Below are 25,886 nucleotides of genomic sequence, written 5' to 3'. Positions count from 1 at the left end.
GGAGGCATGGGTGCGGGGACTGGTGCTCGACTTCGGCGGCGTCCTGACCGACCTGGGCGACGACTACACCGCTCTCGAACCGCCCCTGCTCACGGCCACCCGCCAAGCGCGTGACCAGGGCATTCTCACCGCCGTGCTGTCCAACGCCGACGGCCTGTGGAGTCCCCCCAGCGAGTGGGCCGGCCTGTTCGACGTCGTCATCACCTCCGGTGAAGTCGGCATGGCGAAACCGGACCGGCGCATCTACCTGCTCGCCGCCGAACGACTCGGCCTCCCGGCACGCGAATGCGTCTTCGTGGACGACCTCGCGGTCAACGTCCGGGGCGCCGCGGCAGCCGGAATGGTGGGTGTGCACCACCAGTCCGTGCAATCCACCCTTCAGGAACTGGAAATACTGCTCCAGATCCCCCTCCAGGGTTAATCGGTGACGAACGGCTACCGAAAACCCACCCGTGCGGTGAATTGCCGCTCGCTCGACCGTCCCCGTACGTTCTAAGCAACATCGGTGAATGTCACGGATTCGATAAATGGCAGTGGCAGGCAGCGCGGGTGTCGGAGCGGCCCTCCGGCGCCCGTGCTGCGCCCGAAGAACCCGAAGAACCCTAGATAGCCCAGAGAACTAAAGGTTCAGCCGGTGGTGCGCCGCCGCACGACCTCGAAGCACAGCACCGCCGCCGCACTCGCCACGTTCAGCGACTCGACACCCGCCGCCATCGGGATCGACAGCCACCCGGTCACGTGCGGCCGCACGTCGTCGGAGATGCCCGCCGTCTCACTGCCCAGCACGAACGCCGCCCGCCCCGCCAGGTCCGCCGAGTACACCGACTCCGACGCGTTCGCGTCGAGCGCGTAGATCGGGTAACCGGCGGCACTCAGCGAAGCCGCCGCCTCGGCAGCCGTCGCGCACCGCAGCACCGGCGCGCGGAACGCCACCCCCGCCGAAGCCTTCACCACCATCGGGTCGATCGACGCGACACCCCGGCGCGGCACCACGATGCCGTCCATCCCGGCGGCCGTCGCGGTCCGCAGGATCATGCCGACGTTCGCCGGCGTGGTGATGCCGTCGAGCACCAGCACGTTCCGCGGCCCGTCGCGCAGACCCAGCTCAAGCGGACGCATCCGCGGCGCGACGACGTCCGCCAGCACGCCCTGGTCCTGCTTCCCGTTCCCGGCCAGCACCTTGACCCGCTGCGCCGTCGCCCGCTGGACCGTGACGCCCCGGCGGTGGGCCGCGTCCAGGATCTCCCGGGCGGCCTGGCCGCGCGCCGTGTCGGCGAGCATGACCTTGTCGACTTCGAGTCGCGGGTCGTCGAGGGCTTCCAGCACGGGCTTGCGGCCGTACACGGTGACGAACTTGTCCTTGGGTGACACATCCACGGAGTAAGTGTGCTCTACCCGAATGGGGGTTGTGCCGGCGCTGTCAATCATGATGATCGTCACATGACATCGCGCGACGAGGCGCACCGTCTGCTGGCCAGTGGCCGGGAGGCGGACATCTACCTGCGTCCGGACGGCCTGCTGGTCAAGCGCAGCCGTGCGGGCCGTGACCTGACGTCCGAAGCCGAGCTGATGCGCTACCTGCGTCGGCACGGCATACCGGTGCCGAGGGTGGCGGACGCGTCGGAGAACGACCTGGTCATGGAGTACGTCCCCGGTCCGCGCATGTCGCAGGAGCTGGACGCCAAGCCGTGGCGCGCGGGCGCGTTGGGCCGTGAGCTGGCCGAACTGCACCGCAAGCTGGACCAGGTGCCCGCGCCGACGTTCCTGGACGGCGACGGCGACCTGCTGCACCTCGACCTGCACCCCGGCAACGTGGTGATGGGCCCGGAGGGCGCGGTGGTCGTCGACTGGGCGTGTGCGCGCAAGGGCGACCGCAAGGTGGACGTCGCGCTGAGCTGGTTGGCGATCGCGGTGGCGCCGTTGCGGCCGTTCAAGCGGCTCGCCCGATCACGGCTGGTGCGCGGGTTCCTGTCGGGGATGGACCACTCGGTGCGGGTCGAGGCCCGGCGGGCCATGCCGGCGGCCGCGGCGATCAGGCTGGCCCGGCACGAACGCGACGATGCCGAGGTCAACGCCGTGCGCAGGCTCGTGGCCGATTGCACCGACTAGCCTGGGCGGCATGCCCGACCGCCTGTCCGCGCTGGACGCCTCGTTCCTGTACCTGGAGGACTCCACGACGCCGATGCACGTCGGTGGGGTGGCGGTGTTCCGCAGGCCGCGCACCGGGTTCGACTACGACCGGTTGGTCGACCTGATCGAGCAGCGGCTGTCGCTGGTGCCCCGGTACCGGCAGAAGGTCGCGCAGGTGCCCGGACGGCTGGCGCGGCCGGTGTGGGTGGACGACCCGGACTTCGACGTCACGTACCACGTGCGGCGGTCGGCGTTGCCGAAGCCGGGCAGCGACCAGCAGTTGCACGACCTGGTGGCCCGGCTGATGTCCCGCCCGCTGGACCACACCCGCCCGCTGTGGGAGATCTACCTGGTCGAGGGCCTGGCCCGGAACCGGACCGCGGTGATCACCAAGACCCACCAGGCGATGGTGTCCGGCATCGGCGCGCCGGAGATCGGGCAGGTGATCCTGGACGTGTCCGCCACGCCCCGGCCGCCGGTGGAGGCGTTGTGGATGCCTTCGCCCCAGCCCAGCGGGCTGCAGTTGGTGGCGGACGCGGTGGCCGAGGCCGTGCAGCGGCCCGGTGAGATGGTGGAGAACGTCCGGTCGGCGACCATGGACACGGTGGCGACGGTGCGCAAGGTCGTCGGTGTGTTCGGCGGGCTGGCGTCCGCCGTGCGGACCGCCGCCACGCCCGCGCCCGGCAGCCCGTTGAACGTGCGGATCTCGCCGCAGCGGCGGTTCGCGGTGGCGCGGACCAGGTTGGACGAGTTCCGGGCGATCCGGCGGGCGCACGGCGGCACCGTCAACGACGGTGTGCTGGCCGCGCTGTCCGGTGCGATGCGGAACTGGCTGCTGTCGCGCGGCGAGGTCGTGACGGCGGGGACCACGATCCGGGCGATGGCGCCCATGTCGGTGCGCGACGACGAGACGCAGGTGTCGGCGTACCTGGTGGACCTGCCGGTGGGGGAGCCGAACCCGGTCGTGCGGCTGCACCACGTGTCGCACGCGATGCGCGCGCACCAGGAGTCGGGGCAGTCGGTGGCGGCCCAGACGTTGGTGCGGTTCTCGGGGTTCGCGCCGCCCACCCTGCACGCGCTGGGTGCACGGGCGGCGTCGTCGTTCTCGCGGCGGTTGTTCAACGTCGTGGTGACGAACGTGCCGGGGCCGCAGGTGCCGCTGTACGCGGCGGGGGCGAAGATGATCGAGATGTTCCCGGTTGTGCCGTTGGCGAAAAACCAGGCGTTGTCGATCGGCGTGACGTCTTATGACGGTGGCGTGTACTTCGGCCTGAACGCCGACCGTGACGCGATGTCCGATGTGGACGTCCTGGCGGCGATGGTCGAGGAGTCGGTGGAGGAACTGATGGGAACGGTGTCCACATGAGGGTGTACCTCCCGGCGACTGTCGCGATGTTGCGCGATCTGGCGGACAAGGGTGAGTTCGTTGCGGTGGGTGGGACGGGGTTCGCCCTGACGCCCGCGTTGCGCGAGTCGTATGCGACCGGGGATACGGAGGAGCTCGAGTACTCGGCGATGCTCGACGCCGCTCGTGGTTCGCTGCGGCTGATCGCGGGCGACGAGAAGGCCGTGCCGAGGCGTGCGGTGGTGTCGGCGGACGTGCCGGACGTGACGCTGCGGCCGGACCTGGATTTCTCGGTGGTGAAGCTGTCGGGCCCGGTGCCGATGAGTTTGGTGGCCGCGATCCACCTGGACACGTTGGAGGCCGAGGACGACGTGCGGGCGGCGGCCGACGTGATCGACGCGGCGGATCTGGGTGATCCGGACGCGGAGTTCGCGCTGGGCGGGGCCGAGGACCACGAACTGGCCTGGTACGCGCCACAGGAGCTGCCGTTCCTGCTGGAGCTGATGTAGCCCGGTCTCGCGGAACGCCCTCTCAGTCGAGGGGATCGCGAAACCCGGTGCCACGGAAGTTGTCCACAGGCGCCCGAGTTATCCACAGGAACCGGCTTCGGCGACGACAGTTGTCGGGCCCTGGTGGCAAGATCAAAGCAGGGGTCCCCTTGGCGGGGACCTCTGCTTCGCCGTGGCGGCGCTACATGCCGGGCGGTGGTTGCCAGAGTTCGATGCGGTTGCCCTCGGGGTCGACGCACCAGCCGAACCGGCCGAACTCCGAGTCCTCCGTCTGCGGCAGCACCTCGACTCCGCGCCCGCGCAACTGCTCCAACAGACCGGGCAGGTCGTCCACCCGCAGGTTGATCATGGCTCGCTGTCCGGGTTCGCCGAAGTAATCGGTGTCGTTCGCGAACAGCGCGAACGTCGTCGTCTCCGCCTCCACCCAGTGGAACGTGATCGCGCCACTCGCGCTCATCGGCACGCCGAGGTGCCGGCGGTACCACTCGGCCATGCGTTCGGGATTGCGGGCGCGCAGGAAAACGCCGCCGATACCAGTCACCTTCGCCACGGCTGCGCACCGTACTACCGCGTGCCATGAGGAGCCCATGGACGCGGTCACGTCGCCACCCGAACCGGTTAACGAAACGGCGCGAGCGTACGCACCCGGCAGTGCCGACCGTGACTCTCCGCTCCGGCGAGTGGCCCGACTCGAAGGCGAACGCCTCCAGCGCCGGATCAGCCCGCGCTCGGTGGAGGAGACGTTCGTGCCCGACAACCGTCGAGGGCTAGTCGTATTCCTCCAGTTTGCCGCGGGACTCCAGGAGGCGGCGGAGGGAGGCGAGACGGCCGGGGGAGGCTTCGCCGGTGCGGACGAGGTCGTCGAGCATGCAGTTCGGGTCTTCGGGAGGGCCCTGGTGGCCGCAGCCGGAGGGGCACTCCTCGGCCATGGCCTTCATGTCGGGGAACGCGGCGACGATGTCGTCGGGGGTGATGTGCGCCAGGCCGAACGAGCGGATGCCGGGGGTGTCCACGGCCCATCCGCCTTCCGGGAGGGGGAGGGCGACGGTTTGGGTGGAGGTGTGGCGGCCTTTGCCTACGCCGCTGACCACTCCTACGGCGCGGCGGGCGTCGGGTACCAGCTTGTTCACCAAAGTCGACTTGCCCACGCCTGAATGGCCGATGAGCGCCGACAGGCGGTTCACCAGGCGTGACCGCAGCTCGTCGGGGTCCTGGTCGGAGCGCGTCACGACCACCGGCAGGTCCAGTTCGGCGTACGCGGCGAGCAGGTCGTCCGGTGAGGCCAGGTCGGACTTCGTCAGGCACAGCAGCGGTTCCAGCCCGCCCGCGTACGCGGCGACCAGGCAGCGGTCGATGAAACCCCGGCGCGGCTGCGGATCGGCCAACGCCGACACGATCACCAGCTGCTCGGCGTTGGCGACCACGACCCGCTCGAACGGGTCGGTGTCGTCCGCGGTCCGCCGCAGCACGCTGCGCCGCTCCTCGACCCGGACGATCCGCGCCAACGTGTCCGGCTGACCGGAGGTGTCACCCACCAGACCGACGTGATCGCCCACGACGACCGGCGTGCGGCCGAGTTCCCGCGCCCGCATGGCGACGACCAGCCGTGTCGGGTCGTCGTCCATCGCGCACGTCCACCGCCCCCGGTCCACCCCGACGACCATGGCGGGCATGGCGTCCGCGTGCTCGGGCCGGCGCTTGCTGCGCGGCCGGGTCCCCTTGCCCGGCCGCACCCGCACGTCGGACTCGTCCAACCGCCGCCAGTCGCCGCGTGCCACGTCAGCGCGTCCCCGCCATCGAGGTCCCCGACAGCGAGGTCCCCAGCATGGCGGCCCACATCCCCGGGAAGTCCGGGATCGTCTTGGCGGTCGACCCGATGTCGTCCACGGACACGCCCTCGACCACCAGCCCGATGATCGCGCCCGCGGTGGCCATCCGGTGGTCGGCGTAGGCCCGCCACACCTCGCCGCGCAGCGGTCGCGGCGAGATGACCAGACCGTCCTCGGTCTCCTCGGCGTTGCCGCCCAACCGGTTGATCTCGGTGACGAGCGCGGCGATCCGGTCCGTCTCGTGGCCGCGGATGTGCGCGACGCCGCGGATGCGGGTCGGGCCGACGGCGAGCGCCGCCAGGGCCGCGACGGTCGGCGTCAGCTCGCTCTCGTCCTTGAGGTCCACGTCCACGCCGACCAGCTTTTCGGGGCCCGACAAGGTGAGGCCGGCGGACGTGAGCCGCACCGAGCACCCCATGCGTTCGAAGAGCTCACGCGCCGCACCACCGGGCTGGGTGGTCTCGGCCGGCCAACCGGGAATGGTCACCTCACCGCCGGTCACGGCCGCCGCCGCGAGGAACGGGGTGGCGTTGGACAGGTCCGGCTCCACGTGCCAGTCGCGGCCCGTGATGGTCCCCGGTTCGACGCGCCACACGTTCGGCGTCGAGTCGTCCACGACGACCCCCGCCTCGCGCAGCATGGCCACGGTCATCTCGATGTGCGGCAGCGACGGCACAGGCCTACCCGAGTGCCGGATGGTCACGCCGCTCTCGTACCGCGCCGCCGACAGCAGCAGACCGGACACGAACTGGGACGACGCCGACGCGTCGATGGTGACCTCGCCGCCGGGCACACCGCCCTTGCCGTGCAGCGTGAACGGCAGCCCGGCGCCCTCCACATCGGCCCCCAACGCGCGCAGCGCGTCCAGGATCGTGGTCATCGGCCGGGTCCGCGCGTGCGGGTCCCCGTCGAACGTGATGTCGCCGACCGCCAGAGCGGCGGCGGGCGGCAGGAACCGCATGACAGTGCCCGCGAGGCCGCAGTCGATGTGCGCCGGACCGTGCATCGCATGAGGTGTGACCAGCCACGATCCGTCCGGGCCGTCGTCGAGGCCGATGCCGAGCGACCCGAGCCCGGCGGCCATCAGGTTGGTGTCGCGGCTGCGCAGCGGCGCGTGCACGGTGGACGCGCGGTCGGCCAGCGAGGCCAGCACCAGCGCTCTGTTGGTGATCGACTTGGAACCGGGAACGGGTACCGTCGCGTGCACGGGGCCGTCGGCGGTGGGAGCGGACCACTGCTGAGTCATGGCTCGATGATTCCGCATCGGGTGTGCGACAGCTCGCACCGGGCATTACGACGTGCGACGATGGCCATTCGGAACAGAGATCGGCAGAGGGGAAGAGTTGTGTGCGGCAGGTACGCCTCCACGAAGAACCCCGCCCTGCTGGCGGCGGAGTTCGACGCGGTGGACGCCACCGAGGGTGACGCCCCCAGCCCGGACTACAACGTCGCGCCCACCAAGCCGGTGTTGGCCGTCGTCGAGCGCCACCCGCGTGACGACGAGGGAAACCCCGACCCGGACACCACCGAGCGCAGCGTCCGCGTGATGCGCTGGGGCCTGGTGCCGCACTGGGCCAAGGACCTGTCCGGCGCCGCGAAGATGATCAACGCGCGGGCGGAGAGCGTGCTGGAGAAGCCCGCCTACCGCGACTCGGCGGCCAAGCGCCGGTGCATCGTCCCGGCCTCCGGCTGGTACGAGTGGCAGCCGGGCGAGGGCCGCAAGCAGCCGTACTTCATCAACCCCGGTGACGATTCCAGCATCGCGATGGCCGGCATCTGGTCGGTGTGGTGGCAGCAGGAGGGCGACGAGCGCAAGCCGATCATCACCTGCGCCGTGCTGACCACGGACGCGATCGGCGAGATGACCTCCGTGCACCACCGGATGCCGCTGGTGCTGCCGAAGGACCGCTGGGCGGCGTGGCTCGACCCGGACAACGCCGACCCGAAGGACCTGCTCGCGCCCGACCTCGACCTGGTCAACGCGCTGGAGCTGCGCCCGGTGTCGATGAAGGTCAACAGCATCAAGAACAACGACCCGTCCCTGATGGACGCGGTTCGCCTGGGGGAATCCGAGAAACCGGAGCCCACCTTGTTCGAGTTGAAATGACCTCGCGCCTGGTCGACACCCCGTACGGGCCGGCGCGGGCCGAGTTGCACTGCGCCGCCGAGGGCCGGGCGGTGCTGCTGCTCGGGCACGGCGCCGGTGGCGGGATCGCCGCGCCGGACCTGGTGGCGGCGACCCGTGCGGCGGTGGACGCCGGCGTGCACGTGGCGCTGGTCGAGCAGCCCTACCGGGTGGCAGGCCGCCGCGCGCCCGCGCCCGCCAAGCAGCTTGACGCGGCGTGGCTCGCGGTGGTGGACGAGCTGGGTACCCGCTGGTTCGACGACCTGCCGATGGTGTTCGGCGGCCGGTCGTCCGGCGCACGGGTGGCGTGCCGGACGGCGTCCGAGGGCCAGGCGGTGGCGGTGCTGTGCCTGGCGTTCCCGGTGCACCCGCCGGGCAAGCCGGAGAAGTCCCGGATGTCGGAGCTGGACGACGTCGAGGTCCCGGTCCTGGTGGTGCAGGGCGAGAACGACCCGTTCGGCCGACCCGACCCGGCGCACCACCGGCACCACCGGGACGTCGTGCTGCTGCCCGGCGACCACAACCTCAAGGCCGACGTGGACGCGGTGGGCCGCACGGTCGGCGAGTGGCTGGCCCGCGTGCTGCGGCCCCTCGAAGTCTGAGACACGACCACAGCCAACGGAGAACCGGCTCGTGGCGTCCGACCGCGCTCAGGCCGAGATCGGCGCGACGACGCCCTGCGTCAGCCTGACCAGGTCTTCGGGCGCGATCTCGACTTCCAGCCCACGCCGTCCGGCCGAGCAGTAGATGGTCGCGAAGCCCTCGGCGGATGCGTCCAACACCACCGGCAGCCGCTTCTTCTGCCCCAACGGCGAGATACCGCCCGCCACGTACCCGGTGGCCCGCTCCGCACCCGCGACGTCGGCCATCTTCGCCTTCTTCCCGCCCACGGCGGCGGCCAACGCCTTCAGGTCCAACTGCCCCGTGACCGGCACCACACCGACCGCCAGCTTCCCGTCCACGTCCGCGACCAGCGTTTTGAACACGCGTTCCGGCGCGATCCCGAGCGCTTCCGCGGCCTCCAGCCCGTACGACTCGTGGCGGGGATCGTGCTCGTACGCGTGCAGCGTGTACGCCACCTTCTGCTTGTCCAGCAACGCGGTGGCGGGCGTCCCACGTCCGGCCATGATCGCGCACCTTAGTGCAGGAACCGTGGGCGGGAATGTGCGGCGGGCTTGTCGCGTTGGTGCCGAACGTGGCTACCGAGGTGATGGATCAGCAGGTCAGCAGGACGGTCAAGGCTCGACCGCCGCGTGGCTCGGCTCACTGCCGTCCCGGCGACCGCCGCGTATCCTCGACTGCGTCCCAGACAGTTCCGTCCGCCGCGCTCACCAGCCGGTGGGAAGGGAGCGCGGTGCCAGCCACCCGAACGCAGGTCACGCCGACTGACGAGACAACGGCCGAACGCGCGGCGCGGTTCGAGCGCGACGCGATGCCGATGCTCGACCAGTTGTACTCGGCGGCCCTGCGGATGACCCGCAACCCTGCCGACGCCGAGGACCTGGTCCAAGAGACTTACCTCAAGGCATACGCCGCCTTCGCGTCCTTCTCGGCGGGCACGAACCTCAAGGCCTGGCTGTACCGCATCCTCACCAACACCTACATCAACGGCTACCGCAAGAAGCAGCGCCAGCCGATCCAGCAGCCGACGGACGAGATCACCGACTGGCAGTTGGCGCAGGCGGAGAGCCACACCTCGACCGGTCTGCGGTCGGCCGAGGTCGAGGCGATGGACCGGTTGCCGGATTCAGACGTCAAACAAGCCTTGCAGCGGCTGCCCGAGGAGTTCCGGATCGCGGTCTACCTCGCGGACGTGGAGGGCTTCGCGTACAAGGAGATCGCAGACATCATGGGCACCCCCATCGGCACCGTGATGTCCCGGTTGCACCGGGGCCGCAGGCAGCTTCGGGACCAGTTGGCGGACACCGCGCGCGAGCGCGGCTTCCTCCGCGACGGTCAGCAGGAGGTGGCGGGCTGATGAGCTGCGGGAAACCTCACGAAACGGACTGCTCCGAGGTACTGGCCGAGGTGTACCTGTTCCTCGACCACGAGTGCGACGAGAAGCGGCAGCACCTGCTCAAGACCCACCTGGAGGAGTGCCACCCGTGCCTGGAGCAGTACGGCATCGAGGAGCACCTGAAGGACCTGCTGGCCCGCAAGTGCGGCGGTGAGCACGCACCCGAGGAGCTCAAGCAGCGGCTGCGCGCGCGGCTCTACCAGACCACGGTCGAGGTCGAGATCCGCACGACGGCGCCCGAGACGTCGAGCACCTGACGCCGGAAAGTCGAAGGGCCCCGGAGCGTGTGCTCCGGGGCCCTTCGCACGCCGTGAAGTCGATCAGGCGTTGGGGCGCTTCCCGTGGTTGGCGCCACCCTTCTTGCGGTCGCGGCGCTTGCGGGCACGCTTCGACATGGGGTTCTCCTAGTGCTCGAACTACCTGACCACAGTGTGTCACGCGGTCACCTGGCCATGGCACCGGGTCTGAATCGTGGTTGGATGGGCCCGGACTAAGGAGGACCATGGCCGAGGAAATCCGGGCGGAGATCGTGGCGAACGTGGCCCAGATCGCCGTCAAAGAGGGTGACGAGGTCACGCACGAGACCACCCTCGTGGTGCTGGAGAGCATGAAGATGGAGATCCCGGTCCTCCCCGAGAGCGCCGGCAGGATCACCCGCATCGCCGTGTCCACCGGGGACGTGGTCCAAGAGGGCGACCTCATCGCGGTGGTGGAGTAGCTGTCCACGCTCACCGATCTGCTCGCCGAGCACACCAAGCTCTCCGGAGCCGCCGTCGACCACCTGCAACTGGTGGTCGCGGAGTGGCAGTTGCTCTCCGACCTCAGCTTCGCCGACTTCCTGATGTGGGTGCCGCTGGACGACACCACGTTCCTGTGCGTCGCCCAGGCCCGGCCGACGACCGCGCCGACGGCCCACCCCGAGGACGTCGTCGGCAGCATGGTCGACGTCGAGGAGCACCCCCAGTTGCGCCGGGCCATCACCGAGTCGCGGATCTGCCGCGAGGAGGACCCGCGCTGGCACCTGGGCGTGCCGGTCCGCCGTGAGGCGATTCCGGTCAAGCGGCACGACGAGGTCATCGCGGTGCTCAGCCGCAACACCAACCTGGCCGTGCCGCGCGTGCCCAGCCCGCTGGAGATCTCCTACCTGGGCAGCGCCGCCGACCTGTGCCAGATGATCTCCGACGGCACGTTCCCGACCACCGAGCCGTCCCCGGACGTGCACACCAGCCCGCGCGTCGGTGACGGCCTGATCCGGCTGGACGCCTCCGGCGCGGTGGTGTTCGCCAGCCCCAACGCGCTGAGCGCCTACCACCGCATGGGCCACGCGTCCGACCTGGTCGGCGTGCACCTGGCCCCGCTCACCCGGTCCCTGATCGGCGACCCGTTCGACGCCACCGAGGTCGCGCAGCGCATCCGGGCGGCACTGGACGGCCAGCCGAGCATGCGCATCGAGGCCGAGTCGCGTCGTGGCGCGGCGGTGCTGTTCCGCGCCCTGCCGCTGCGGCCGCGGGGCAGTGCGGCGGGCGCGCTCGTGCTCTGCCGGGACGTCACCGAGGTCCGCCGCCGCGACCGCGCCCTCATGTCCAAGGACGCGACGATCCGCGAGATCCACCACCGGGTGAAGAACAACCTCCAGACCGTGGCCGCGCTGCTGCGCCTGCAGAGCCGCCGGACCAGCAGCGAGGAAGCGCGCGAGGCGCTGGCCGAGTCGGTCCGCCGGGTGACGTCGATCGCCTTGGTGCACGAGACGCTGTCCATGTCGGTGGACGAGCGGGTGGACCTCGACGACGTCGTGGACAAGGTCATCCCGATGATGTCCGACGTCGCCGCCACCGAATCGCAGGTCGTGGTGCGCCGCGACGGGAAGTTCGGCATCGTGCCGGCCGAGCTCGCCACCCCGCTGGTGATGGTGCTGACCGAACTCGTGCAGAACGCGTTCGAGCACGCGTATGCGGCGGGCCAGCGCGGTGAGGTCGTCGTGCACTCCGAGCGCTCGGCGAAGTGGCTGGACGTGGTGATCTCGGACGACGGCCGCGGCCTGCCGCCGGGGTTCTCGCTGGAGCGCACCGACCGGCTCGGACTGCAGATCGTTCGAACGCTCGTCGAATCCGAACTCAGAGGCTCGTTGAGCTTGCGGCGCCGGCCCCGAGGCGGTACAGAGGCGGTCCTGCGCGTACCGCTCAGAGCGCGGCGTTAGACTGCTCCCGTGCACACGTGACGACCTGCCTCAGCGGAGTCACGTGGTCATGCGGGAGGGTGTGCAACGAAAGACGAAAGGCCCGACACCTGGCACGGTGTCGGGCCTTTCGTTTGTGCTCTGTGTGGCACTCAGGCGTTGGTGCGAGCCCGGGTGCGGGCGTTGCGACGCTTCAGGGCGCGACGCTCGTCTTCGCTCATCCCGCCCCACACACCGGCGTCCTGGCCGCTCTCCAACGCCCACGCGAGGCAGTCGGAGACGACGGGGCAACGGCGGCAGACGGTCTTCGCCTCGGCGATCTGCAAGAGCGCAGGACCGCTGTTCCCCACGGGGAAGAACAGCTCGGGGTCCTCGTCGCGGCAGATCGCGCGGTGGCGCCAGTCCATTGGAACTACTCCTCAGCTAGGCGCGCGCGAAGGCGCGCCACTCGTCAGCGGTCGGTTTTGGGGTGCTTGTGAATGCTTTCACGAACGGCGGGGATGTCAAGGGTTTAGCACCAACCCGGTGAGTGAACTCACCCGAAAGATCGACTAAGTTCACCTGGGGTTTCACTGAGGGGTGTCACACCAGGTTGCAAGATCGCGGACAGGTACCGAGCCGGTTACACCATGGTTACACAGCTACGGTCAGTGCACCCGGCACAGATGTGAACTCCACTTCGGTGCAGGCACCGAGCAGGTCCCCGTCCACCTGGAGGTTGACGGGGTCCGGACTCGTCACCCGAACGAACTCAACGTCGTCGCGCCGGAGCAGGTTCCCTCCTTTGGGGTTCCCGTCCGTGGCCAAAAGATGCGTGACGTAGCGAAGAACTGTCGGCAATCCCATCCCGTGCAGCGCGAACAAGCCCAGACCGCCGTCGAACGAGGTGCTCGGGTTGAGTCGGATGGCCTTGTCACCGAGGTACGTCCACGGGTCGGTGTTCGAGACGAACGCCAGCCGCACGTCCTCGAACGCCGGCTCGCCGGGGATCTGCACGGTGAGCGCGGACGGCCGCCTGCGTTCGGTGAAGTAGCTGGTCAACGCGGTGCGCACGTACAGGCCGGGCGAAGCCTGGCGGCCCTTGGCGCGCTGCTCCTCGACGCCCGCGACCACGTCGGCGTCCCAGCCGACGCCCGCGTTGAAGGTGAACCAGCGGTCGTGGTCGGTGCCCCAGCCCGTGGACGCCACGTGACCGAGGCTGACCTTGCGGCTGGTGCCGTGCTCGATGGCCTGGAGCAGGCGGTAGGTGGCCTCGACCGGGTCGCGCGGCAGACCGAGCGCGCCCGCGAACACGTTCGCCGACCCGCCGGGCACCACGCCGAGCATGGGCAGGCCCGGCTGCGCGCCCTCGCGCAGCACACCGTTGACCACCTCGTTCACGGTGCCGTCGCCGCCGTGGGCCACGACCAGGTCGTACCCGTCCACGACGGCACGCGCGGCGGCGTTCGCCGCGTGCCCGCGGTAGTCCGTCTCGACGATGTCGAGCTTCACATCACTGGCCAGCGCGTGCGCCAGCACGTCCCGGCCGGCAGGCGTGGTCGCCGTCGCCTGCGGGTTGACCACCAGAAGTGCGCGCACTACTGAAGGGTAAGACAGTGCGTGACCTCGGACAGGTCGCACGTCACCCGGTAGGCGGGTCCAGAACGCACGAAAGTGGTCCACGTCTCCTTTCCACGTCCCGTTGCCGTGAGTCTCGCGACAAGTGCACCCCGACCCGACCGCCGGCTCGCCGAAGACTTCCTTTGATCATCGCTCGTGCGGCGGCCAAAAGGGACACGCCAACCGGGTGGCCTACGATGCGTGACGAGTACGCACCGTGAGGAAAGGCCCAGCTGAGAGGTACGGCGTGTCGACGCAGAGCAAGGTCCCACCGGCGGTCCGGGCAGCCGGCGCGCTCACCGCGTTGCAGGGCTTGGCCGGATTGGCCTTCGCGGTCGCGCTGGTGGTGCGGTCGTTCAGCGCGGAGAACTCCGGTGCGGTGCTCGGCGAGGCCGCCTACTTCGTGGTGCTGTCGGCCGGTGTGGTCGCGGCGGGGGGCGGTCTGGTGCTCGGCAAGCACTGGGGGCGGACGCCGGCGGTGGTCGTGCAGCTCCTCCTGCTGGGTGTCGCCTGGTACATGTACGGGCCGTCCGGTCGCCAGCTGTGGGGCGGGCTGCTGGGCGTGTACGTCGTGGGCACGCTCGTGCTGCTGTTCACGAATCCGGTGCGCCGGTGGGCGTTGGGCGTGGACGAGGACGACGACGCCTGAGTCGGGCGCCTGATCGTCGGTAGGGCATTCGGTCGCCGACCATCGTCTGGGTGTTCGCCGACTAACGGAGGGTGCACAGCGTCACTCCAACAGGTGACGCTGTGGGTGGTGAATTCACCACTCCCTGCGTTCGTTGAGGTGACAACTCCATGCGATTCACTCGCGCCCTGTCCGCGGTGGTCGGAGCCACTACCGCGCTGCTGTCGGCGTTCGCGCTGACCGCGTTCGCGCCGACGGCCTCCGCTCAAGAGACCGACATCCAGCCGTTCATCATCGGCGGCGGCACGGCGACCAACGCCCCGTGGGCGGCCCGCCTGTTCCGCAACGGCCAGCAGAACTGCTCGGCCACCATCATCGCCCCGACCTGGATCCTGACCGCGCAGCACTGCGTGGCCGGCTCGGGCACGTACACCTTCCGGGTCGGCAGCCTCGACCAGACCACCGGCGGCACCCTGGTCACCGCCACCCAGATCATCCAGCACCCGTCGGTCGACCTGGCGCTGGCGCGGATCGACCGCTCGGTGTCGGGGACCTACGCGCCGCTCGGCACCACCAGCGCCGTGGCGGTCAACCAGACCGTGCAGCTCTACGGCTGGGGCGCCACCTGCACCAACCAGTCGGAGATCAACTGCCAGTCCCGCTACCTGAAGTACGCCGACACCCGCGTCACGTCGGTCAACGGGCGGGACTACCGCGGCGGCATCGCCATCTCGGTGACCCGCGTCAACGGAATCGCGGCGGGCGGCGACTCGGGTGGTCCGATGTTCGCCACCAGCCCGGTCGACGGTCGCCGCTACCAGGTCGGCGTGGCGTCCACCAGTGACCGCGCGACCCGGTCGAACTACACCGCCGTGACCCGTTACCGCGATTGGATCCGCTCCTACGCCGGAGTGTGACCGAACTCCCCGGCCGAGGGGGCTGACGAACCTCACCCCCTGCGCCGCCCCCTCGGCCGGGGTACCGCGGTTTGAATTTTGGGTCACTCACCAGTCACAATCACCCAGCGTGTTCACATTTGGCGGATGGACACGAACGGAGTAGCCAGCTACGGTCTGGCAGGCGTTCACGCCGCTCCGGGTGCAGGCAGGGTGAGGTGCGCAGTGCAGAACCCCCCGAGGTGGGTGTCGACCAACGGTGATGTCGAGCGCCCCAACGTGGCCCGGCTGTTCGACTACTACCTCGGCGGTGCGCACAACTTCGCGGTCGACCGGGAGTTCGCCGAGCAGTCGATGAAGCACATCCCGACCGCCGCGATGGTCCAGCACACCCGCGCGTTCCTGCGCCGGGCCGTGCGCCTGTGCGTGGCGGACGGGATCCGCCAGTTCCTCGACCTCGGCTCCGGCATCCCGACCGCGGGCAACGTGCACGAGGTCGCCCAGCAGGCCGACCCGACGTGCCGCGTGGTGTACGTGGACAACGAGCCCGCCACCGTCGCGCACAGCCGCACCATGCTGCGCGACAACCCGGGCGCCGCCATCGCCGACGCCGACATCCGGGACGTGGACGCGGTGCTGGCCACCCCCGAGGTGCGCGGCCTGCTCGACCTGTCCCGGCCGGTCGCCGTGCTGATGGTCGCGATCCTGCCGTACATCGCCGACCACGACCGCCCGGTCGAACTGGTCGCCCGCTACCGCGACGCGATCGTCGACGGCAGCTACCTGGTGATCAGCCACCTGACCGGCGACGAGCAGCCGGAGATGGTGCAGAAGCTGGTCGGCGTGGCCGCCGAGACGTTGACGCCGATCGTGGCGCGGTCCAAGACGGACGTCGAGACCATGCTCGGCGGGTTCGACCTGGTCGAGCCCGGCCTGGTGCTGGCGACGTCCTGGCGCGGTGAGGACGAGCCGGAGACCGGTGCGGAGGCAGTGGCCTACGGCGCGGTCGGCGTGAAACGTCCGAACGGCTGATTTCGCAGGTCACAGGGGCGGTCTAGGATTCGGCAACCGCATTCGCGGTGGTTCTTGCGGGGGGATCACCATGACTTGTCCGAACTGCGGCACGCCCATCTTGTCCGGTGTGTCGACCTGTAGAAGTTGCGGTATCACGCTGACGCAGCCGTCCGGGTCGGTGTACGAGGCCCCACCGGTGACCCGGGTGTCACCGGTCATGCCGAACATGCCCGCCATGCCTTCCATGCCGGACATGGCGCCCGTGACGCAGCCGCCGCACGGGCCAACGCCCGGTTACGGCCCGCCGCCGGGTTACGCACCTCAGGGTTACGCGTTGCCTCAGGGTTATGGGCCTCAGGTGTATGGGCCGCCGGCGTATCCGTCGGGCTACGGGCCGCCGATGCCGCAGCGGTGGCACAACGTCTCGGAGTTGCGGCTGCTCCTGATCATCCTGCTGGGCATCGACACGGTGTTGGCGTCGCTGATGATGGTCTCGCAGCCGGCGAGTCTCGGGTTCTTCCTGCTGTTCATCGCGACGGCCGTGGTGCTGGTGATCTGGCTCTACCGCGCGCGGCGCAATGCGTTGGGGGGCAAGCACCAGTTCTCGCCGGGGTGGGAGATCGGCGGCTGGTTCATCCCGTTCGCCAGCTGTTACATCCCGGTGCGGGTGGTGCTGGACATCGGCTGGGCGGGCGCGCCGGTGGGGCGTCGGGCGACGGTGACCGTGCCGGTCGCCGTGTGGTGGACGGCCTGGGTGCTGGCGCTCCCGACCGGTTTCCAGAAGACGAGCACCGACACGTCGTTCTACATCGGCTTCAGTCTGGGATCGACCTGGGCGAGCGCGCTGTGCCTCGCCGTGGCCGCCGCCGCGCTCGCCGTGGTCGTGCACCGGATCACGGTCGACCAGGAGCGCGCGGCGGGGTATCGCCCGCGCTGAGCAGTCGGGTCTGCTCCTTCAACACATCGACCGTGCGGACGACCCAGTCCGCGATGACCTGTTGTTCCTGCGGGCTGTAGCGCGCGACGACCTCGTCCATCGCCGCGCTCAGCCCCGCGAAGACCTGCCCGAACGCGCCGGGGATCGTGCTGATCACCACGCGCCTGCGGTCACCGGGATCGGGTTCGCGCCGCACCAGGCCCGCGCGTTCGAGTCGGTCGGCGACGCCGGTGACCGCGCCGGGCGTCAGGTTGATCTCCTTGGCCAGTTCGCCCGCCGACATCGGGCCCTTGCCGGCGATGAGCGCGAGTGCGCGCTGGTCGACCGCCGTCACGCCCAGGCGCGCGCCGACGGCCTCGTGGAACGCGACCACCGCCGTGCTCAGCTCACGTCCGAAGTCCCGCCCGTCCATGCACTCACTTTACCTCGGTCGATATTTCAGTACACTGAACTAAAAGGTTTGGTGACTGAGGGGGTTGTGGATGTCGGAGTTTCGGTTGGCGCTGGAGGTGCCGCGCTGGGCCGGGCGGTTCTACCTGCGGCACTGGGTGTTGATCGTCGGGTTGTCGCTGGTCGCGTCCGTGCAGCGGCTCGTGGTGGTGAACTGGACCGACGCGGTGCCGGGCGGGGTGGCGTTCGCCTCGGAGGTCGTCGTGATGGCCGCACGGGTGGTGCTGGTCGTCGCGATCTGGCGGTTGGCGACTCGTGGTGAGCGGCTGAGGTGGGCGAACGCTCGCGCCTTCGCGGCGCGGCACTGGCCGAGCCTGCTGTGGCAGGGCGTGCTGCTGGCGGCGGCGGTCGTGGTGTTCGACTTCGGGGCCGAGCAGGTCGTGGGCGGCCTGTTCCCCGAGACGGCGCGGCAGACCTACCTGGCCGTGCTGCTGTTCGTGAAGAACCCGACCGTCATCGCGTTCACGTTCGTGTGGTGGGTCGGGTTGATCCGGCAGGCCGCCGTCAGCCGTCCTGTCCCAGTCGGGTGAGGGAGTCGTCGGTGAGGCGGAAGACGGTCCACTCGTCCATCGGCAGCGCGCCGAGCGACTTGTAGAAGCCGATCGCGGGGGCGTTCCAGTCGAGCACCGACCACTCCAGCCGCGCGTAGCCGCGGGCGACGCACTCCTGCGCGAGAGCTCGCAGCAGCGCCAGGCCGAGGCCGCTGCCGCGTTGCGAGGGCTGGACGTAGAGGTCTTCGAGGTAGATGCCGTGGGTACCGCGCCAGGTGGAGAAGTTGAGGAACCACAAGGCCATGCCGACGACCCGACCGTCCACTTCGGCCACATGGCCGAACAGGGCGGGGGAGGGGCGGAACAGCGCGTCGTGCAGCTGCTCGGCGGTCAGGTGGCACTCGTGCCGGGCGCGTTCGTACTCGGCCAGTTCTTCGACCAGCCCGACGACGGCCGGCACGTCGTCCTCGCGGATGCGGCGAACGTGAGGATCAGTCGACATCGAAATCCCAGGCCGGGACGTTCAGCCGGCGCACCTGCGGGTCGCCGCGCTCGTCACCGAGCACCGTCGTGCCCGCCGGGTCCAGTCCGAAGTGGACACCTTCGCTCGGCGGCAGGTTCAGCCAGGTGGCGATCAGCACGCGGCTGAAGTGCCCGTGCCCGACCAGCACCACGTCACCGCTCATCAACGCGTGCCGTGCGCGCTCCAGCACCTTGGCCGCGCGCGCGTGCACCTCGTCGTGCGTCTCACCGTTCGGCACCGCGTGGCTCCAGACCGTCCAGCCCGGGTCGGTCTCCCGGATCTGCGGCGTGGTCAGGCCCTCGTAGTCGCCGTAGTTCCACTCCCCGAGCTCTTCGGTCCGCTCGACATCGTGCAACCCCGCCAGCTCAGCCGTCCGCCAAGCCCGCTGCCGAGGACTGGCAAGCACCAACGCCGGCGGCCGATCAGTCCCGCGCAGCCGAGCCAACACGGCCCCCGCGCGCCGAGCCTGCTGCACACCGGTCTCGGTCAACGGAATATCCGTCACCCCGGTATGCCGCCCACTCTCGGACCACTCGGTTTGACCGTGCCGGAGCAGGTAGACGTGTGAGATCACGGTTTCGATGGTAGTGCCGACCCGATCGAACTCCCGGCCGGTAGCCCGAACCGATGTGTGTGAACCGTCGCACTGTGCGGCCGGATCACCTTTGGCGAGTGCCGAACAGGGATGTGCTTATTGCAGCAATTGACCAATGTCGAACGATTTGCCGGATCGCCGAACGGAAAACTCCGTACGCAAAACGGCGCTGACCAGCCGAAAGGAATCCGCTGGTCAGCGCCGGTTCAAGCAGGTGATCAGGCCGCGGCCTTGGTCTCCCAGAAGATCTTGTCGATCTGGGCGATCAGGTCGAGCAGTTCCTGGCCCTTGGCCGGGTCCATCGTCCCCTTCGTGCCGGAGGCGCCGGCGGCCTTGGTGGCGCGGTTGAAGAGGTCGTGGAGTTCGGGGTACTTCTCGAAGTGCGGCGGCTTGAAGTAGTCGGTCCACAGCACCCAGAGGTGGTGCTTGACGAGCTCGCTGCGCTGCTCCTTGATCAGCACCGCCCTGGCGCGGAACTCGGGGTCCTCGTTCGCCTGGTACTTCTCCTGGACCGCCTTGACCGACTCAGCCTCGATCCGGGCCTGAGCCGGGTCGTACACACCGCACGGGAGGTCGCAGTGCGCGGTGGCCTCCAGAAGTGGGCGGCGGAGTGAACGGATGCGCGACAGAAGTCGCATCTTTCCTCCCTGACAGTGGATGCTCCGACGTGACGAACCCTACTCCGGGGCTTCGGCGTGAGCAGGTGGAGGTGATCGTTGGCACGGCCGCAAGCCAACCCGTTGCCGCTGGTTCGGGTGGTCGGACCCTCGATGGTGCCGACGCTCAGGACCGGTGACGTGGTGTTGGTCAACTACGGGAAGCCGCCGGAGTCGAACGATCTTGTGCTGGTCAGGTGGCCGGCCAGGCCGGATCAGCTGTCGGTCAAGCGGGCCGTCCGGCGGGACGGCGGGGGCTGGCACGTGGAGGGCGACAACCCGTTCGCCTCCACCGACTCCCGCACGTTGGGCGCCGCCGAGGTGCTGGGGGTGATCAGGGTCCGGGTCTGGCCGCGGCCGAGGTGGTTCCGCTAGGAACGCAGCTTCGCGTACCAGGCCACGCACTCGTCGTACGACGGCAGCAGGCCGGAGTCCCGGGCTTCCTCGAACGTCGGCGCGGCGGCGTCCTTCGGTGACAACACCGGCGTCACGTCCGCGGGCCACGGCAGGTCCAGCGACAGCGGGTGCAGCCCCCGCTCCGCCTTCGGGTTGAACCCCTCCGAGCACAGGTACGACGCGACCGTGCCGTCCTCCAGCGCCATCAGCGCGTGCCCCAACCCCTCGGCCAGGTACGTGGCGTTGAACGCCTCCGCCGACAGCTCCACCGCCTCCCACTCGCCGAACGTCGGCGAACCCACGCGCAGGTCGACCACCACGTCCAGCATCCGCCCGCGCGCGCAGTGCACGTACTTGGCCTGTCCCGGCGGCGTGTCGGCGAAGTGCACCCCGCGCACCACGCCCCGCTTGGACTCGCTGTGGTTGGTCTGGGCGACGCGCAGCGGGTGGCCGACGGCTTCGGCGAACACCGACCCCTGGAACGGCGCCACGAACAAACCGCGGTCATCGGGGAACACCGAAGGGGTGAACTCGAAAGCACCGGAAATTTTCAGCTCACGAACCTGCATGGTGCACACCCTAGAACGCGCTCGCTCTTGACCGATCCTGCCTGCGGAAACTGACCGGTCGGTGCAGAAAACCGGACGTACGTTCTGTGAAACCGCCTCTGACCTGCGGAAAAACTGTGATCCCCACCGCAGACAGCCGCCGGCGACACTGCCATGCTTGCCCGCACACCATCCCAGGGTCGCCGCGCAGACCGCGCGGCCGAGCCCACAGCCAGGCCCCGTCGACCCGCGTGACAACGCCGGTCCCGGTGCGCCGCAGGTATCGCGCACCGCAGGAGGGACTTTCCGTGACCGCATTGAACGACCCGCCCCACACGGCCACCGAATTGAGCGACGAAGAGATCTTCCGCGCACACGAGGGCGGCAAGCTCGCCATCGGCGCGACCGCGTCCCTGGCCGACCCGCGTGCGCTGGCCATCGCCTACACGCCCGGCGTGGCCAGGGTCAGCCGGGCCATCGCCGACGACCCGAGCCTCGCCGCCAAGTACACCTGGGCGCACCGGCTGGTCGCGGTGGTCAGCGACGGCACCGCCGTGCTGGGCCTGGGCGACATCGGCCCGAGCGCGTCGCTGCCGGTGATGGAGGGCAAGGCGGCGCTGTTCAAGACCTTCGGCGGCCTGGACTCCATCCCGCTGGTGCTGAACACCACGGACGTGGACGAGATCGTGGAGACGCTGGTCCGGCTGCGCCCGTCGTTCGGCGCGGTCAACCTGGAGGACGTCGCCGCGCCGCGCTGCTTCGAGCTGGAGGCCCGGCTCATCGAGGCGCTGGACGTGCCGGTCATGCACGACGACCAGCACGGCACGGCGGTCGTGGTGCTGGCCGCCCTGCGCGGTGCGAACACCGTCCTCGGCAAGGACGTCAAGAACCAGCGCGCGGTCATCTCCGGCGCCGGTGCGGCCGGTGTGGCCTGCGCGAAGATCCTGCTGGCCGCCGGCATCGGCGAGGTCACCGTGGTCGACTCGCGCGGCATCGTGCACGTCGGCAGGGACGGGCTGAACCCGGTGAAGGCCGAGCTGGCCGAGATCACCAACGGCAGCGGCCTGCGCGGGGGTATCGCCGAGGCGCTGCGCGGCGCGGACGTGTTCGTCGGCGTCTCGTCGTCCCGGGTGCCGGAAGAGCTGATCGCGAGCATGGCCGGCGACTCGATCGTGTTCGCGCTGTCCAACCCCGACCCCGAGGTGCACCCGGAGGTGGCCGGACGGCACGCCGCCGTGGTCGCCACCGGGCGCAGCGACTTCCCCAACCAGATCAACAACGTCCTCGCGTTCCCCGGCATCTTCCGCGGCGCGCTGGACGCGGGCGCGAAGAAGATCACCGAGGGCATGAAGCTCGCCGCCGCGGAGGCCATCGCCGCGGTCGCCTCGGAGGACCTCGCGGTCGACCGGATCGTGCCCAGCGCCCTCGACCCGCGGGTCGGGCCGGAAGTGGCGGCCGCTGTGGCCTTGGCAGCTCGTCAAGACGGAGTAGCCTGACCTCTGTCGGAGTTGGGAGAGCTCCGGCCGCATCCGTCCGTACCCGTCCTCAGGCAACGAAACCGCTAACGTGTTGTTTCGTTAGCCCGTTGAGGGGTGGGCGATGACGCTCCGAAGCGATACCGTCCCTCTCCTCGGGTGAATATTGCCCGTGGAGAGGGACGCCCCTGTAGGAGTAGGGGTCCGCTATCGGGTGCGGTCGGGCCGGTCATCCCTGCCGTAGACACGGGAAGGTGGGACCGTGCCCAAGCGGGTGGGACGCGCTCCAGTGGTGCTAGACCCTGCGCGTCCGCAGAACGGCGAGGTGGCGCTGGCCGGTATCGCGCTGCCCGACGCGGCCTCGCTGCTGTGCGACCGCAAGGGCGTGGTCATGCAGGCCAATTCCGCCGCGGTGACGTTGACGAAAGCCAAGTCCGCCGACGACCTGATCGGCAGATCCCTCGGCGAGTTGCTGCTCGGCAGCGCCGACGACCTCCGCCTGCACCAGGCCGACGGCTCGTTGCTGCCGGTCCGCGTGGTGCGCACCCAGGTCCCCGGCACCGGTCTGCACGCCGTGCTCATGGTCGACGTCTCCGACCTGGCCCAGGCCGCCGAAGACCTGCGTGACGAGCAGCGAAGGCTGCGCACCGTGCAGCGGGTCGCCCAGATCGGCTCGTGGGAGTACGACCCGGACACCGGCGTCACGGTGTGGTCGGAGTCGCACTACGAGATGCTGGGCATGCGGCCCGGCGAGGTCGTCCCCGGCGCGCAGGCCGTGCTCGACATCGTCCACCCCGACGACTACGAGATGGTCGCCAGTTACTGGGCGAACCGCGAACTCGACGGCAACCCGATCGACATCGTCTACCGCATCACCCGGCCGGACGGGCAGCTGCGCTGGATCCGCGGGGTGGCCGAGGCCAAGCTCAGATCGGACGGCCGGACCCAGTTCATCACCGGCTACATCCGCGATATCACCGACCAGCTGCGCTCCGACCTCGCGCTGGAGACCGAGCGCGCCCGGCTGCTGGAGGCGCAGCGCATCGCGCGCATGGGCAGCTGGAGCTACGAGATCGCGTCCGGCGCCGTGCACCGCAGCGAGGTGCTGTTGGAGATGTACGCCGAGATCGGCGTCGTCCCGGACGACAACCTGCTGTGCGGCGTGCACCCGGAGGACCGGGCCGCGGTGGGTGACCTGCGGCGACGGCTCCTGCACGCCACCGTCGGCACAGCTGACGATCAGACGGATGTCGGCAGCGCCGACAGTCGGACAGTTGTCCGCAGCGCCGACGACCGGGCGGACGACGGTGGCAACGCCAAGGAAGGCCGGACACTAGAGGCCGAGGTGCGCAGCGAGTTCGGTGACCGCGTCTACGTGTGCCGGGCGCGGGCCGAGTTCGAGGGCGGCGAGGTCAGCCGGCTGCACGGCACCATCCAGGACGTCACCGAGGCCCGCGCGCTGGAACGGCAGCTGCGCGACGACCGCCGCCGGCTCGCCGACGCGCAGAAGGCCGCGCAGCTCGGCGTCTGGGAGTGGAACCTCCAGACCGGCGACGTGGTGTGGTCGGACATGCTGACCGCCCTGTTCGGCGTGCCGCGCGACGAGGCCACCCGCTACCAGACCTACCTCGACCTGGTGCACCCCGAGGACCGCGCCTGGGTGGACGACCTGTGGCAGCAGCTGGCGACCGAAGAGGTGCCGATCCAGCTGGAGCACCGGATCGTGCGCCGTGACGGCAAGGTGCGCGTGTTCCGCAGCTACGGCGTGGTGGTCAAGGGCCCGGACGGTCGCCCGCTCGCGGTCGGCACCGCGCAGGACATCACCGAGCAGCGCGCCGCCGAGACCAGGATGAAAAGGTCCAGCCAGCGCTTCGCCGACCTGGTGTCGTTGACGCCGGTCGGCATCGGCTTGTTCGACGAGGGCGAGCAGCTGGTCGACGCCAACGACGCGCTGTGCGACCTGCTCGGCATGGACCTGGAGCAGCTGCGCGGCATGACCGCGAGTCAGCTCACCCACCCGGACGACAGCGGCAACCCGCTGCCGTCGATCAGCAGCATGTCCGCGTCGGACGCCGAGCGCACGCACAAGATCCCGCAGCGCATCCTGGTCCGCCGCGACGGCGTGCAGGTGTACTGCGAGCTGCACATCGCGCTGTCCGTGCAGGACGACGGCCGCCGGTTCTGGCTGATCGTGTTCCAGGACATCACCGAGCGCCGCCGCGCCGCCGAGGCGTTGCGCCACCAGGCCACCCACGACGAGCTGACCGGCCTGCCGAACCGGGCGCTGGTCAAGGAGATGCTGGGCGGCCTGCTGGAGTCGCCGGACCGGTCGAAGGTCGCGGTGCTGTTCTGCGATATCGACAACTTCAAGCGGGTCAACGACTCGCTGGGCCACGACGCGGGTGACGAGCTGCTGGTGGCGTTGGCGCGGCGGCTGGAAGGCGGTCTGCCGGAGGGCTGCACGGCGGCCCGGCTGTCCGGCGACGAGTACGTGATCATCTGCGAGAACATCGACAAGGTCGGCGGCGTGGACGCGCTGGCCACGAAGGTCGCGGGTCTGCTGCGGACCGCGGTGCCGGTGCACGGGCAGCTGGTCCGGGTGTCGGCGTCGATCGGCGCGGCCGTGCCGAACGGCTCCCGCGCCACCGGCAACGACCTGCTGCGGTTCGCCGACGCGGCGATGTTCGAGGCGAAGCGGTCCGGCGCGGGCCGGGTGTCGTTGGCCAGCGCGGCGCTGATCGCGTCCGCCGACCGCCAGGTGCACCTGGAAGGCCAGCTGCGGGAGGCGTTGCAGCACGACGGCCTCACCCTGCACTTCCAGCCGGTGGTCGGCGTGGACGGCGTGGTGCAGACCGCGGAGGCGCTGGTGCGCTGGCCGCACCCGGACCGGGGCCTGCTGCCGCCGGACATCTTCCTGCCCGTGGCCGAGCAGGGCGACCTGCTGCGCGAGCTGGACCGGTGGGTGCTGCGGACGGCGTTGAAGGAAGCTTCGACCTGGCCCGAACCGGGCGGTCAGCCGGTGTCGGTCGCGGTGAACCTGGCCGGTCTGGTGCCGGGCGACCCGGAGTTCGTGGACATCGTGGCCGACGCGATCGCCGAGGCGGGCATCCCGTGGGACCGCGTGGTGCTGGAGCTGGTGGAGACCGCGCTGGTGGACCTGCCGTCGCGGGTGCGCCAGACCATGGGTGAGCTGGTGGACCGGGGTATCCGGTTCGCGGTGGACGACTTCGGCACCGGCTACTCGTCGCTGGCCCGGCTCAAGGACCTCCCGGCGCAGATCATCAAGGTGGACCGGCGGTTCGTCTCCGGTGTGGGCAACGACTCGTCCGACTTCGCCGTCGCGAAGGCCGTGGTCGACATGTCCCGCGCGATGGGCCGCAAGTGCGTGGCGGAAGGCGTGGAGACCGCGACGCAGTTCCACGTGCTGCGCGGTGTCGGCGTCGACGCCTACCAGGGCTGGCTGTTCTCACGCCCGGTGCCGCCGAAGGAATTCCGCGCGGTGCTGGCACTTGGTCCGTTACACATCCCCCGCGCCGGCTGATCCGAG

Annotated in this window: 32 protein-coding genes; 18 read left to right on the top strand and 14 right to left on the bottom strand. The window is 70.0% G+C overall.

What is annotated here, in order from left to right; genetic code table 11:
* The first annotated feature begins 10 nt into the window (after window positions 1–10).
* On the top strand, window positions 11–421 hold the full coding sequence (locus tag ALI22I_RS35130) for an HAD-IA family hydrolase (RefSeq protein ID WP_443216991.1): 411 nt from the start codon (window positions 11–13) through the stop codon (window positions 419–421).
* Between the two features lie 206 nt (window positions 422–627).
* On the opposite strand, the gene ALI22I_RS35125 is transcribed toward ALI22I_RS35130, so the two are convergent.
* Entirely contained in the window at window positions 628–1,428 is an 801-nt protein-coding gene (locus tag ALI22I_RS35125; RefSeq protein ID WP_077010158.1) for a TrmH family RNA methyltransferase, read from the bottom strand.
* A 12-nt stretch (window positions 1,429–1,440) separates the two neighbouring features.
* Here ALI22I_RS35125 and ALI22I_RS35120 point away from each other — a divergent pair, with 12 nt between their 5' ends.
* Genes ALI22I_RS35120 through ALI22I_RS35110 form a run of 3 tightly spaced genes read left to right on the top strand, consistent with a single transcriptional unit; the run spans window position 1,441 to window position 3,984 of the window.
* Window positions 1,441–2,109: a phosphotransferase gene (locus ALI22I_RS35120; RefSeq protein WP_077009838.1), complete on the top strand. Its 669-nt coding sequence runs from the start codon at window positions 1,441–1,443 to the stop codon at window positions 2,107–2,109.
* Between the two features lie 10 nt (window positions 2,110–2,119).
* On the top strand, window positions 2,120–3,496 hold the full coding sequence (locus ALI22I_RS35115) for a WS/DGAT/MGAT family O-acyltransferase (RefSeq protein WP_077009837.1): 1,377 nt from the start codon (window positions 2,120–2,122) through the stop codon (window positions 3,494–3,496).
* On the top strand, window positions 3,493–3,984 hold the full coding sequence (locus ALI22I_RS35110) for a DUF6912 family protein (RefSeq protein WP_077009836.1): 492 nt from the start codon (window positions 3,493–3,495) through the stop codon (window positions 3,982–3,984). Before ALI22I_RS35115 ends, ALI22I_RS35110 begins: the two co-directional genes overlap by 4 nt.
* A 181-nt stretch (window positions 3,985–4,165) precedes the next feature.
* Here the strand turns inward: ALI22I_RS35110 and ALI22I_RS35105 are convergent, their stop codons facing one another.
* The 3 genes from ALI22I_RS35105 to aroA all read right to left on the bottom strand — a co-directional run bounded on the left by ALI22I_RS35105 (window position 4,166) and on the right by aroA (window position 7,059).
* Window positions 4,166–4,534, bottom strand: a complete 369-nt coding sequence (locus ALI22I_RS35105; RefSeq protein ID WP_077009835.1) for a VOC family protein — start codon at window positions 4,532–4,534, stop codon at window positions 4,166–4,168.
* Window positions 4,535–4,751: 217 nt separating this feature from the next.
* Window positions 4,752–5,762, bottom strand: coding sequence for a ribosome small subunit-dependent GTPase A (rsgA, locus tag ALI22I_RS35100; RefSeq protein WP_077009834.1), 1,011 nt, complete (start codon window positions 5,760–5,762; stop codon window positions 4,752–4,754).
* Between the two features lies 1 nt (window position 5,763).
* The gene (gene aroA / locus ALI22I_RS35095) at window positions 5,764–7,059 is read right to left on the bottom strand and encodes a 3-phosphoshikimate 1-carboxyvinyltransferase (RefSeq protein WP_077009833.1); all 1,296 of its coding nucleotides are present in this window, start codon (window positions 7,057–7,059) and stop codon (window positions 5,764–5,766) included.
* Between the two features lie 99 nt (window positions 7,060–7,158).
* Here aroA and ALI22I_RS35090 point away from each other — a divergent pair, with 99 nt between their 5' ends.
* Complete coding sequence (locus tag ALI22I_RS35090) at window positions 7,159–7,920, top strand: SOS response-associated peptidase (RefSeq protein ID WP_077009832.1); 762 nt, start codon at window positions 7,159–7,161, stop codon at window positions 7,918–7,920.
* Window positions 7,917–8,540 (top strand): alpha/beta hydrolase family protein, encoded by a 624-nt coding sequence (locus ALI22I_RS35085; protein WP_077009831.1) that lies wholly within the window; start codon window positions 7,917–7,919, stop codon window positions 8,538–8,540. Before ALI22I_RS35090 ends, ALI22I_RS35085 begins: the two co-directional genes overlap by 4 nt.
* A gap of 48 nt (window positions 8,541–8,588) precedes the next feature.
* On the opposite strand, the gene ybaK is transcribed toward ALI22I_RS35085, so the two are convergent.
* Window positions 8,589–9,065 (bottom strand): Cys-tRNA(Pro) deacylase, encoded by a 477-nt coding sequence (gene ybaK, locus ALI22I_RS35080; RefSeq protein WP_077009830.1) that lies wholly within the window; start codon window positions 9,063–9,065, stop codon window positions 8,589–8,591.
* A 227-nt stretch (window positions 9,066–9,292) separates the two neighbouring features.
* On the opposite strand from ybaK, the gene ALI22I_RS35075 reads away from it, so the two are divergent.
* Both ALI22I_RS35075 and rsrA read left to right on the top strand, forming a co-directional pair.
* Window positions 9,293–9,916: a sigma-70 family RNA polymerase sigma factor gene (locus ALI22I_RS35075; protein WP_077009829.1), complete on the top strand. Its 624-nt coding sequence runs from the start codon at window positions 9,293–9,295 to the stop codon at window positions 9,914–9,916.
* Complete coding sequence (gene rsrA, locus ALI22I_RS35070; protein ID WP_077009828.1) at window positions 9,916–10,212, top strand: mycothiol system anti-sigma-R factor; 297 nt, start codon at window positions 9,916–9,918, stop codon at window positions 10,210–10,212. The genes ALI22I_RS35075 and rsrA overlap by 1 nt, the downstream gene beginning before the upstream one ends.
* Window positions 10,213–10,275: 63 nt before the next feature.
* Here the strand turns inward: rsrA and ALI22I_RS55740 are convergent, their stop codons facing one another.
* Window positions 10,276–10,350 (bottom strand): 50S ribosomal protein bL37, encoded by a 75-nt coding sequence (locus ALI22I_RS55740; protein ID WP_096498094.1) that lies wholly within the window; start codon window positions 10,348–10,350, stop codon window positions 10,276–10,278.
* Window positions 10,351–10,457: 107 nt separating this feature from the next.
* Between ALI22I_RS55740 and ALI22I_RS35065 the strand changes: the two genes are divergently transcribed.
* Entirely contained in the window at window positions 10,458–10,673 is a 216-nt protein-coding gene (locus tag ALI22I_RS35065) for a biotin/lipoyl-binding carrier protein (RefSeq protein ID WP_077009827.1), read from the top strand.
* The gene (locus ALI22I_RS35060; RefSeq protein ID WP_077009826.1) at window positions 10,674–12,152 is read left to right on the top strand and encodes a PAS domain-containing sensor histidine kinase; all 1,479 of its coding nucleotides are present in this window, start codon (window positions 10,674–10,676) and stop codon (window positions 12,150–12,152) included. It abuts the gene before it with no gap.
* A 131-nt stretch (window positions 12,153–12,283) separates the two neighbouring features.
* Here ALI22I_RS35060 and ALI22I_RS35055 read toward each other — a convergent pair whose 3' ends face one another.
* The gene (locus ALI22I_RS35055; RefSeq protein WP_077009825.1) at window positions 12,284–12,538 is read right to left on the bottom strand and encodes a WhiB family transcriptional regulator; all 255 of its coding nucleotides are present in this window, start codon (window positions 12,536–12,538) and stop codon (window positions 12,284–12,286) included.
* A gap of 226 nt (window positions 12,539–12,764) precedes the next feature.
* Window positions 12,765–13,709: a diacylglycerol/lipid kinase family protein gene (locus ALI22I_RS35050; RefSeq protein ID WP_077009824.1), complete on the bottom strand. Its 945-nt coding sequence runs from the start codon at window positions 13,707–13,709 to the stop codon at window positions 12,765–12,767.
* Window positions 13,710–13,977: 268 nt separating this feature from the next.
* Between ALI22I_RS35050 and ALI22I_RS35045 the strand changes: the two genes are divergently transcribed.
* The 3 genes from ALI22I_RS35045 to ALI22I_RS35035 all read left to right on the top strand — a co-directional run bounded on the left by ALI22I_RS35045 (window position 13,978) and on the right by ALI22I_RS35035 (window position 16,286).
* Complete coding sequence (locus ALI22I_RS35045) at window positions 13,978–14,379, top strand: hypothetical protein (RefSeq protein WP_077009823.1); 402 nt, start codon at window positions 13,978–13,980, stop codon at window positions 14,377–14,379.
* A 149-nt stretch (window positions 14,380–14,528) separates the two neighbouring features.
* Complete coding sequence (locus ALI22I_RS35040; protein WP_077009822.1) at window positions 14,529–15,275, top strand: S1 family peptidase; 747 nt, start codon at window positions 14,529–14,531, stop codon at window positions 15,273–15,275.
* Window positions 15,276–15,479: 204 nt separating this feature from the next.
* Window positions 15,480–16,286, top strand: a complete 807-nt coding sequence (locus tag ALI22I_RS35035; RefSeq protein WP_077009821.1) for an SAM-dependent methyltransferase — start codon at window positions 15,480–15,482, stop codon at window positions 16,284–16,286.
* A gap of 9 nt (window positions 16,287–16,295) precedes the next feature.
* On the opposite strand, the gene ALI22I_RS35030 is transcribed toward ALI22I_RS35035, so the two are convergent.
* Entirely contained in the window at window positions 16,296–16,514 is a 219-nt protein-coding gene (locus ALI22I_RS35030) for a hypothetical protein (RefSeq protein WP_143532597.1), read from the bottom strand.
* Between the two features lie 154 nt (window positions 16,515–16,668).
* Between ALI22I_RS35030 and ALI22I_RS35025 the strand changes: the two genes are divergently transcribed.
* Entirely contained in the window at window positions 16,669–17,205 is a 537-nt protein-coding gene (locus ALI22I_RS35025; RefSeq protein WP_077009819.1) for a DUF4328 domain-containing protein, read from the top strand.
* Here the strand turns inward: ALI22I_RS35025 and ALI22I_RS35020 are convergent.
* Entirely contained in the window at window positions 17,162–17,617 is a 456-nt protein-coding gene (locus tag ALI22I_RS35020) for a MarR family winged helix-turn-helix transcriptional regulator (RefSeq protein WP_077009818.1), read from the bottom strand. The two genes, ALI22I_RS35025 and ALI22I_RS35020, sit on opposite strands and share 44 nt — an antisense overlap.
* Window positions 17,618–17,687: 70 nt before the next feature.
* On the opposite strand from ALI22I_RS35020, the gene ALI22I_RS35015 reads away from it, so the two are divergent.
* A complete protein-coding gene (locus tag ALI22I_RS35015; RefSeq protein WP_077009817.1) occupies window positions 17,688–18,185 on the top strand; it encodes a hypothetical protein in 498 nt (165 codons plus the stop codon).
* On the opposite strand, the gene ALI22I_RS35010 is transcribed toward ALI22I_RS35015, so the two are convergent.
* From ALI22I_RS35010 to sodN, 3 genes are all read right to left on the bottom strand, one after another.
* Window positions 18,160–18,648, bottom strand: coding sequence for a GNAT family N-acetyltransferase (locus ALI22I_RS35010; protein ID WP_077009816.1), 489 nt, complete (start codon window positions 18,646–18,648; stop codon window positions 18,160–18,162). The two genes, ALI22I_RS35015 and ALI22I_RS35010, sit on opposite strands and share 26 nt — an antisense overlap.
* Window positions 18,638–19,243 carry a histidine phosphatase family protein gene (locus tag ALI22I_RS35005; protein ID WP_077009815.1) on the bottom strand — a complete coding sequence of 202 codons (606 nt, stop codon included), beginning with the start codon at window positions 19,241–19,243 and terminating at the stop codon, window positions 18,638–18,640. Before ALI22I_RS35005 ends, ALI22I_RS35010 begins: the two co-directional genes overlap by 11 nt.
* Window positions 19,244–19,482: 239 nt before the next feature.
* Window positions 19,483–19,902, bottom strand: a complete 420-nt coding sequence (sodN, locus tag ALI22I_RS35000; RefSeq protein ID WP_077009814.1) for a superoxide dismutase, Ni — start codon at window positions 19,900–19,902, stop codon at window positions 19,483–19,485.
* Between the two features lie 78 nt (window positions 19,903–19,980).
* Between sodN and ALI22I_RS34995 the strand changes: the two genes are divergently transcribed.
* Window positions 19,981–20,295, top strand: coding sequence for a S24 family peptidase (locus ALI22I_RS34995; RefSeq protein ID WP_274523026.1), 315 nt, complete (start codon window positions 19,981–19,983; stop codon window positions 20,293–20,295).
* Here ALI22I_RS34995 and ALI22I_RS34990 read toward each other — a convergent pair.
* Window positions 20,292–20,885, bottom strand: coding sequence for a dTDP-4-dehydrorhamnose 3,5-epimerase family protein (locus tag ALI22I_RS34990; protein WP_077010156.1), 594 nt, complete (start codon window positions 20,883–20,885; stop codon window positions 20,292–20,294). The genes ALI22I_RS34995 and ALI22I_RS34990 overlap by 4 nt on opposite strands.
* A 287-nt stretch (window positions 20,886–21,172) precedes the next feature.
* Between ALI22I_RS34990 and ALI22I_RS34985 the strand changes: the two genes are divergently transcribed.
* Window positions 21,173–22,360 (top strand): NAD(P)-dependent malic enzyme, encoded by a 1,188-nt coding sequence (locus ALI22I_RS34985; protein WP_077009813.1) that lies wholly within the window; start codon window positions 21,173–21,175, stop codon window positions 22,358–22,360.
* Between the two features lie 241 nt (window positions 22,361–22,601).
* On the top strand, window positions 22,602–25,880 hold the full coding sequence (locus ALI22I_RS34980; RefSeq protein WP_077009812.1) for a sensor domain-containing protein: 3,279 nt from the start codon (window positions 22,602–22,604) through the stop codon (window positions 25,878–25,880).
* Window positions 25,881–25,886 lie beyond the last annotated feature (6 nt).

Origin of the sequence: Saccharothrix sp. ALI-22-I (assembly GCF_001984175.1) — a bacterium.
Taxonomy (GTDB): Bacteria; Actinomycetota; Actinomycetes; order Mycobacteriales; family Pseudonocardiaceae; genus Actinosynnema.
The sequence above is the reverse complement of the archived record's forward strand: the minus strand, read 5'-3'. Positions and strand labels throughout refer to the sequence as shown.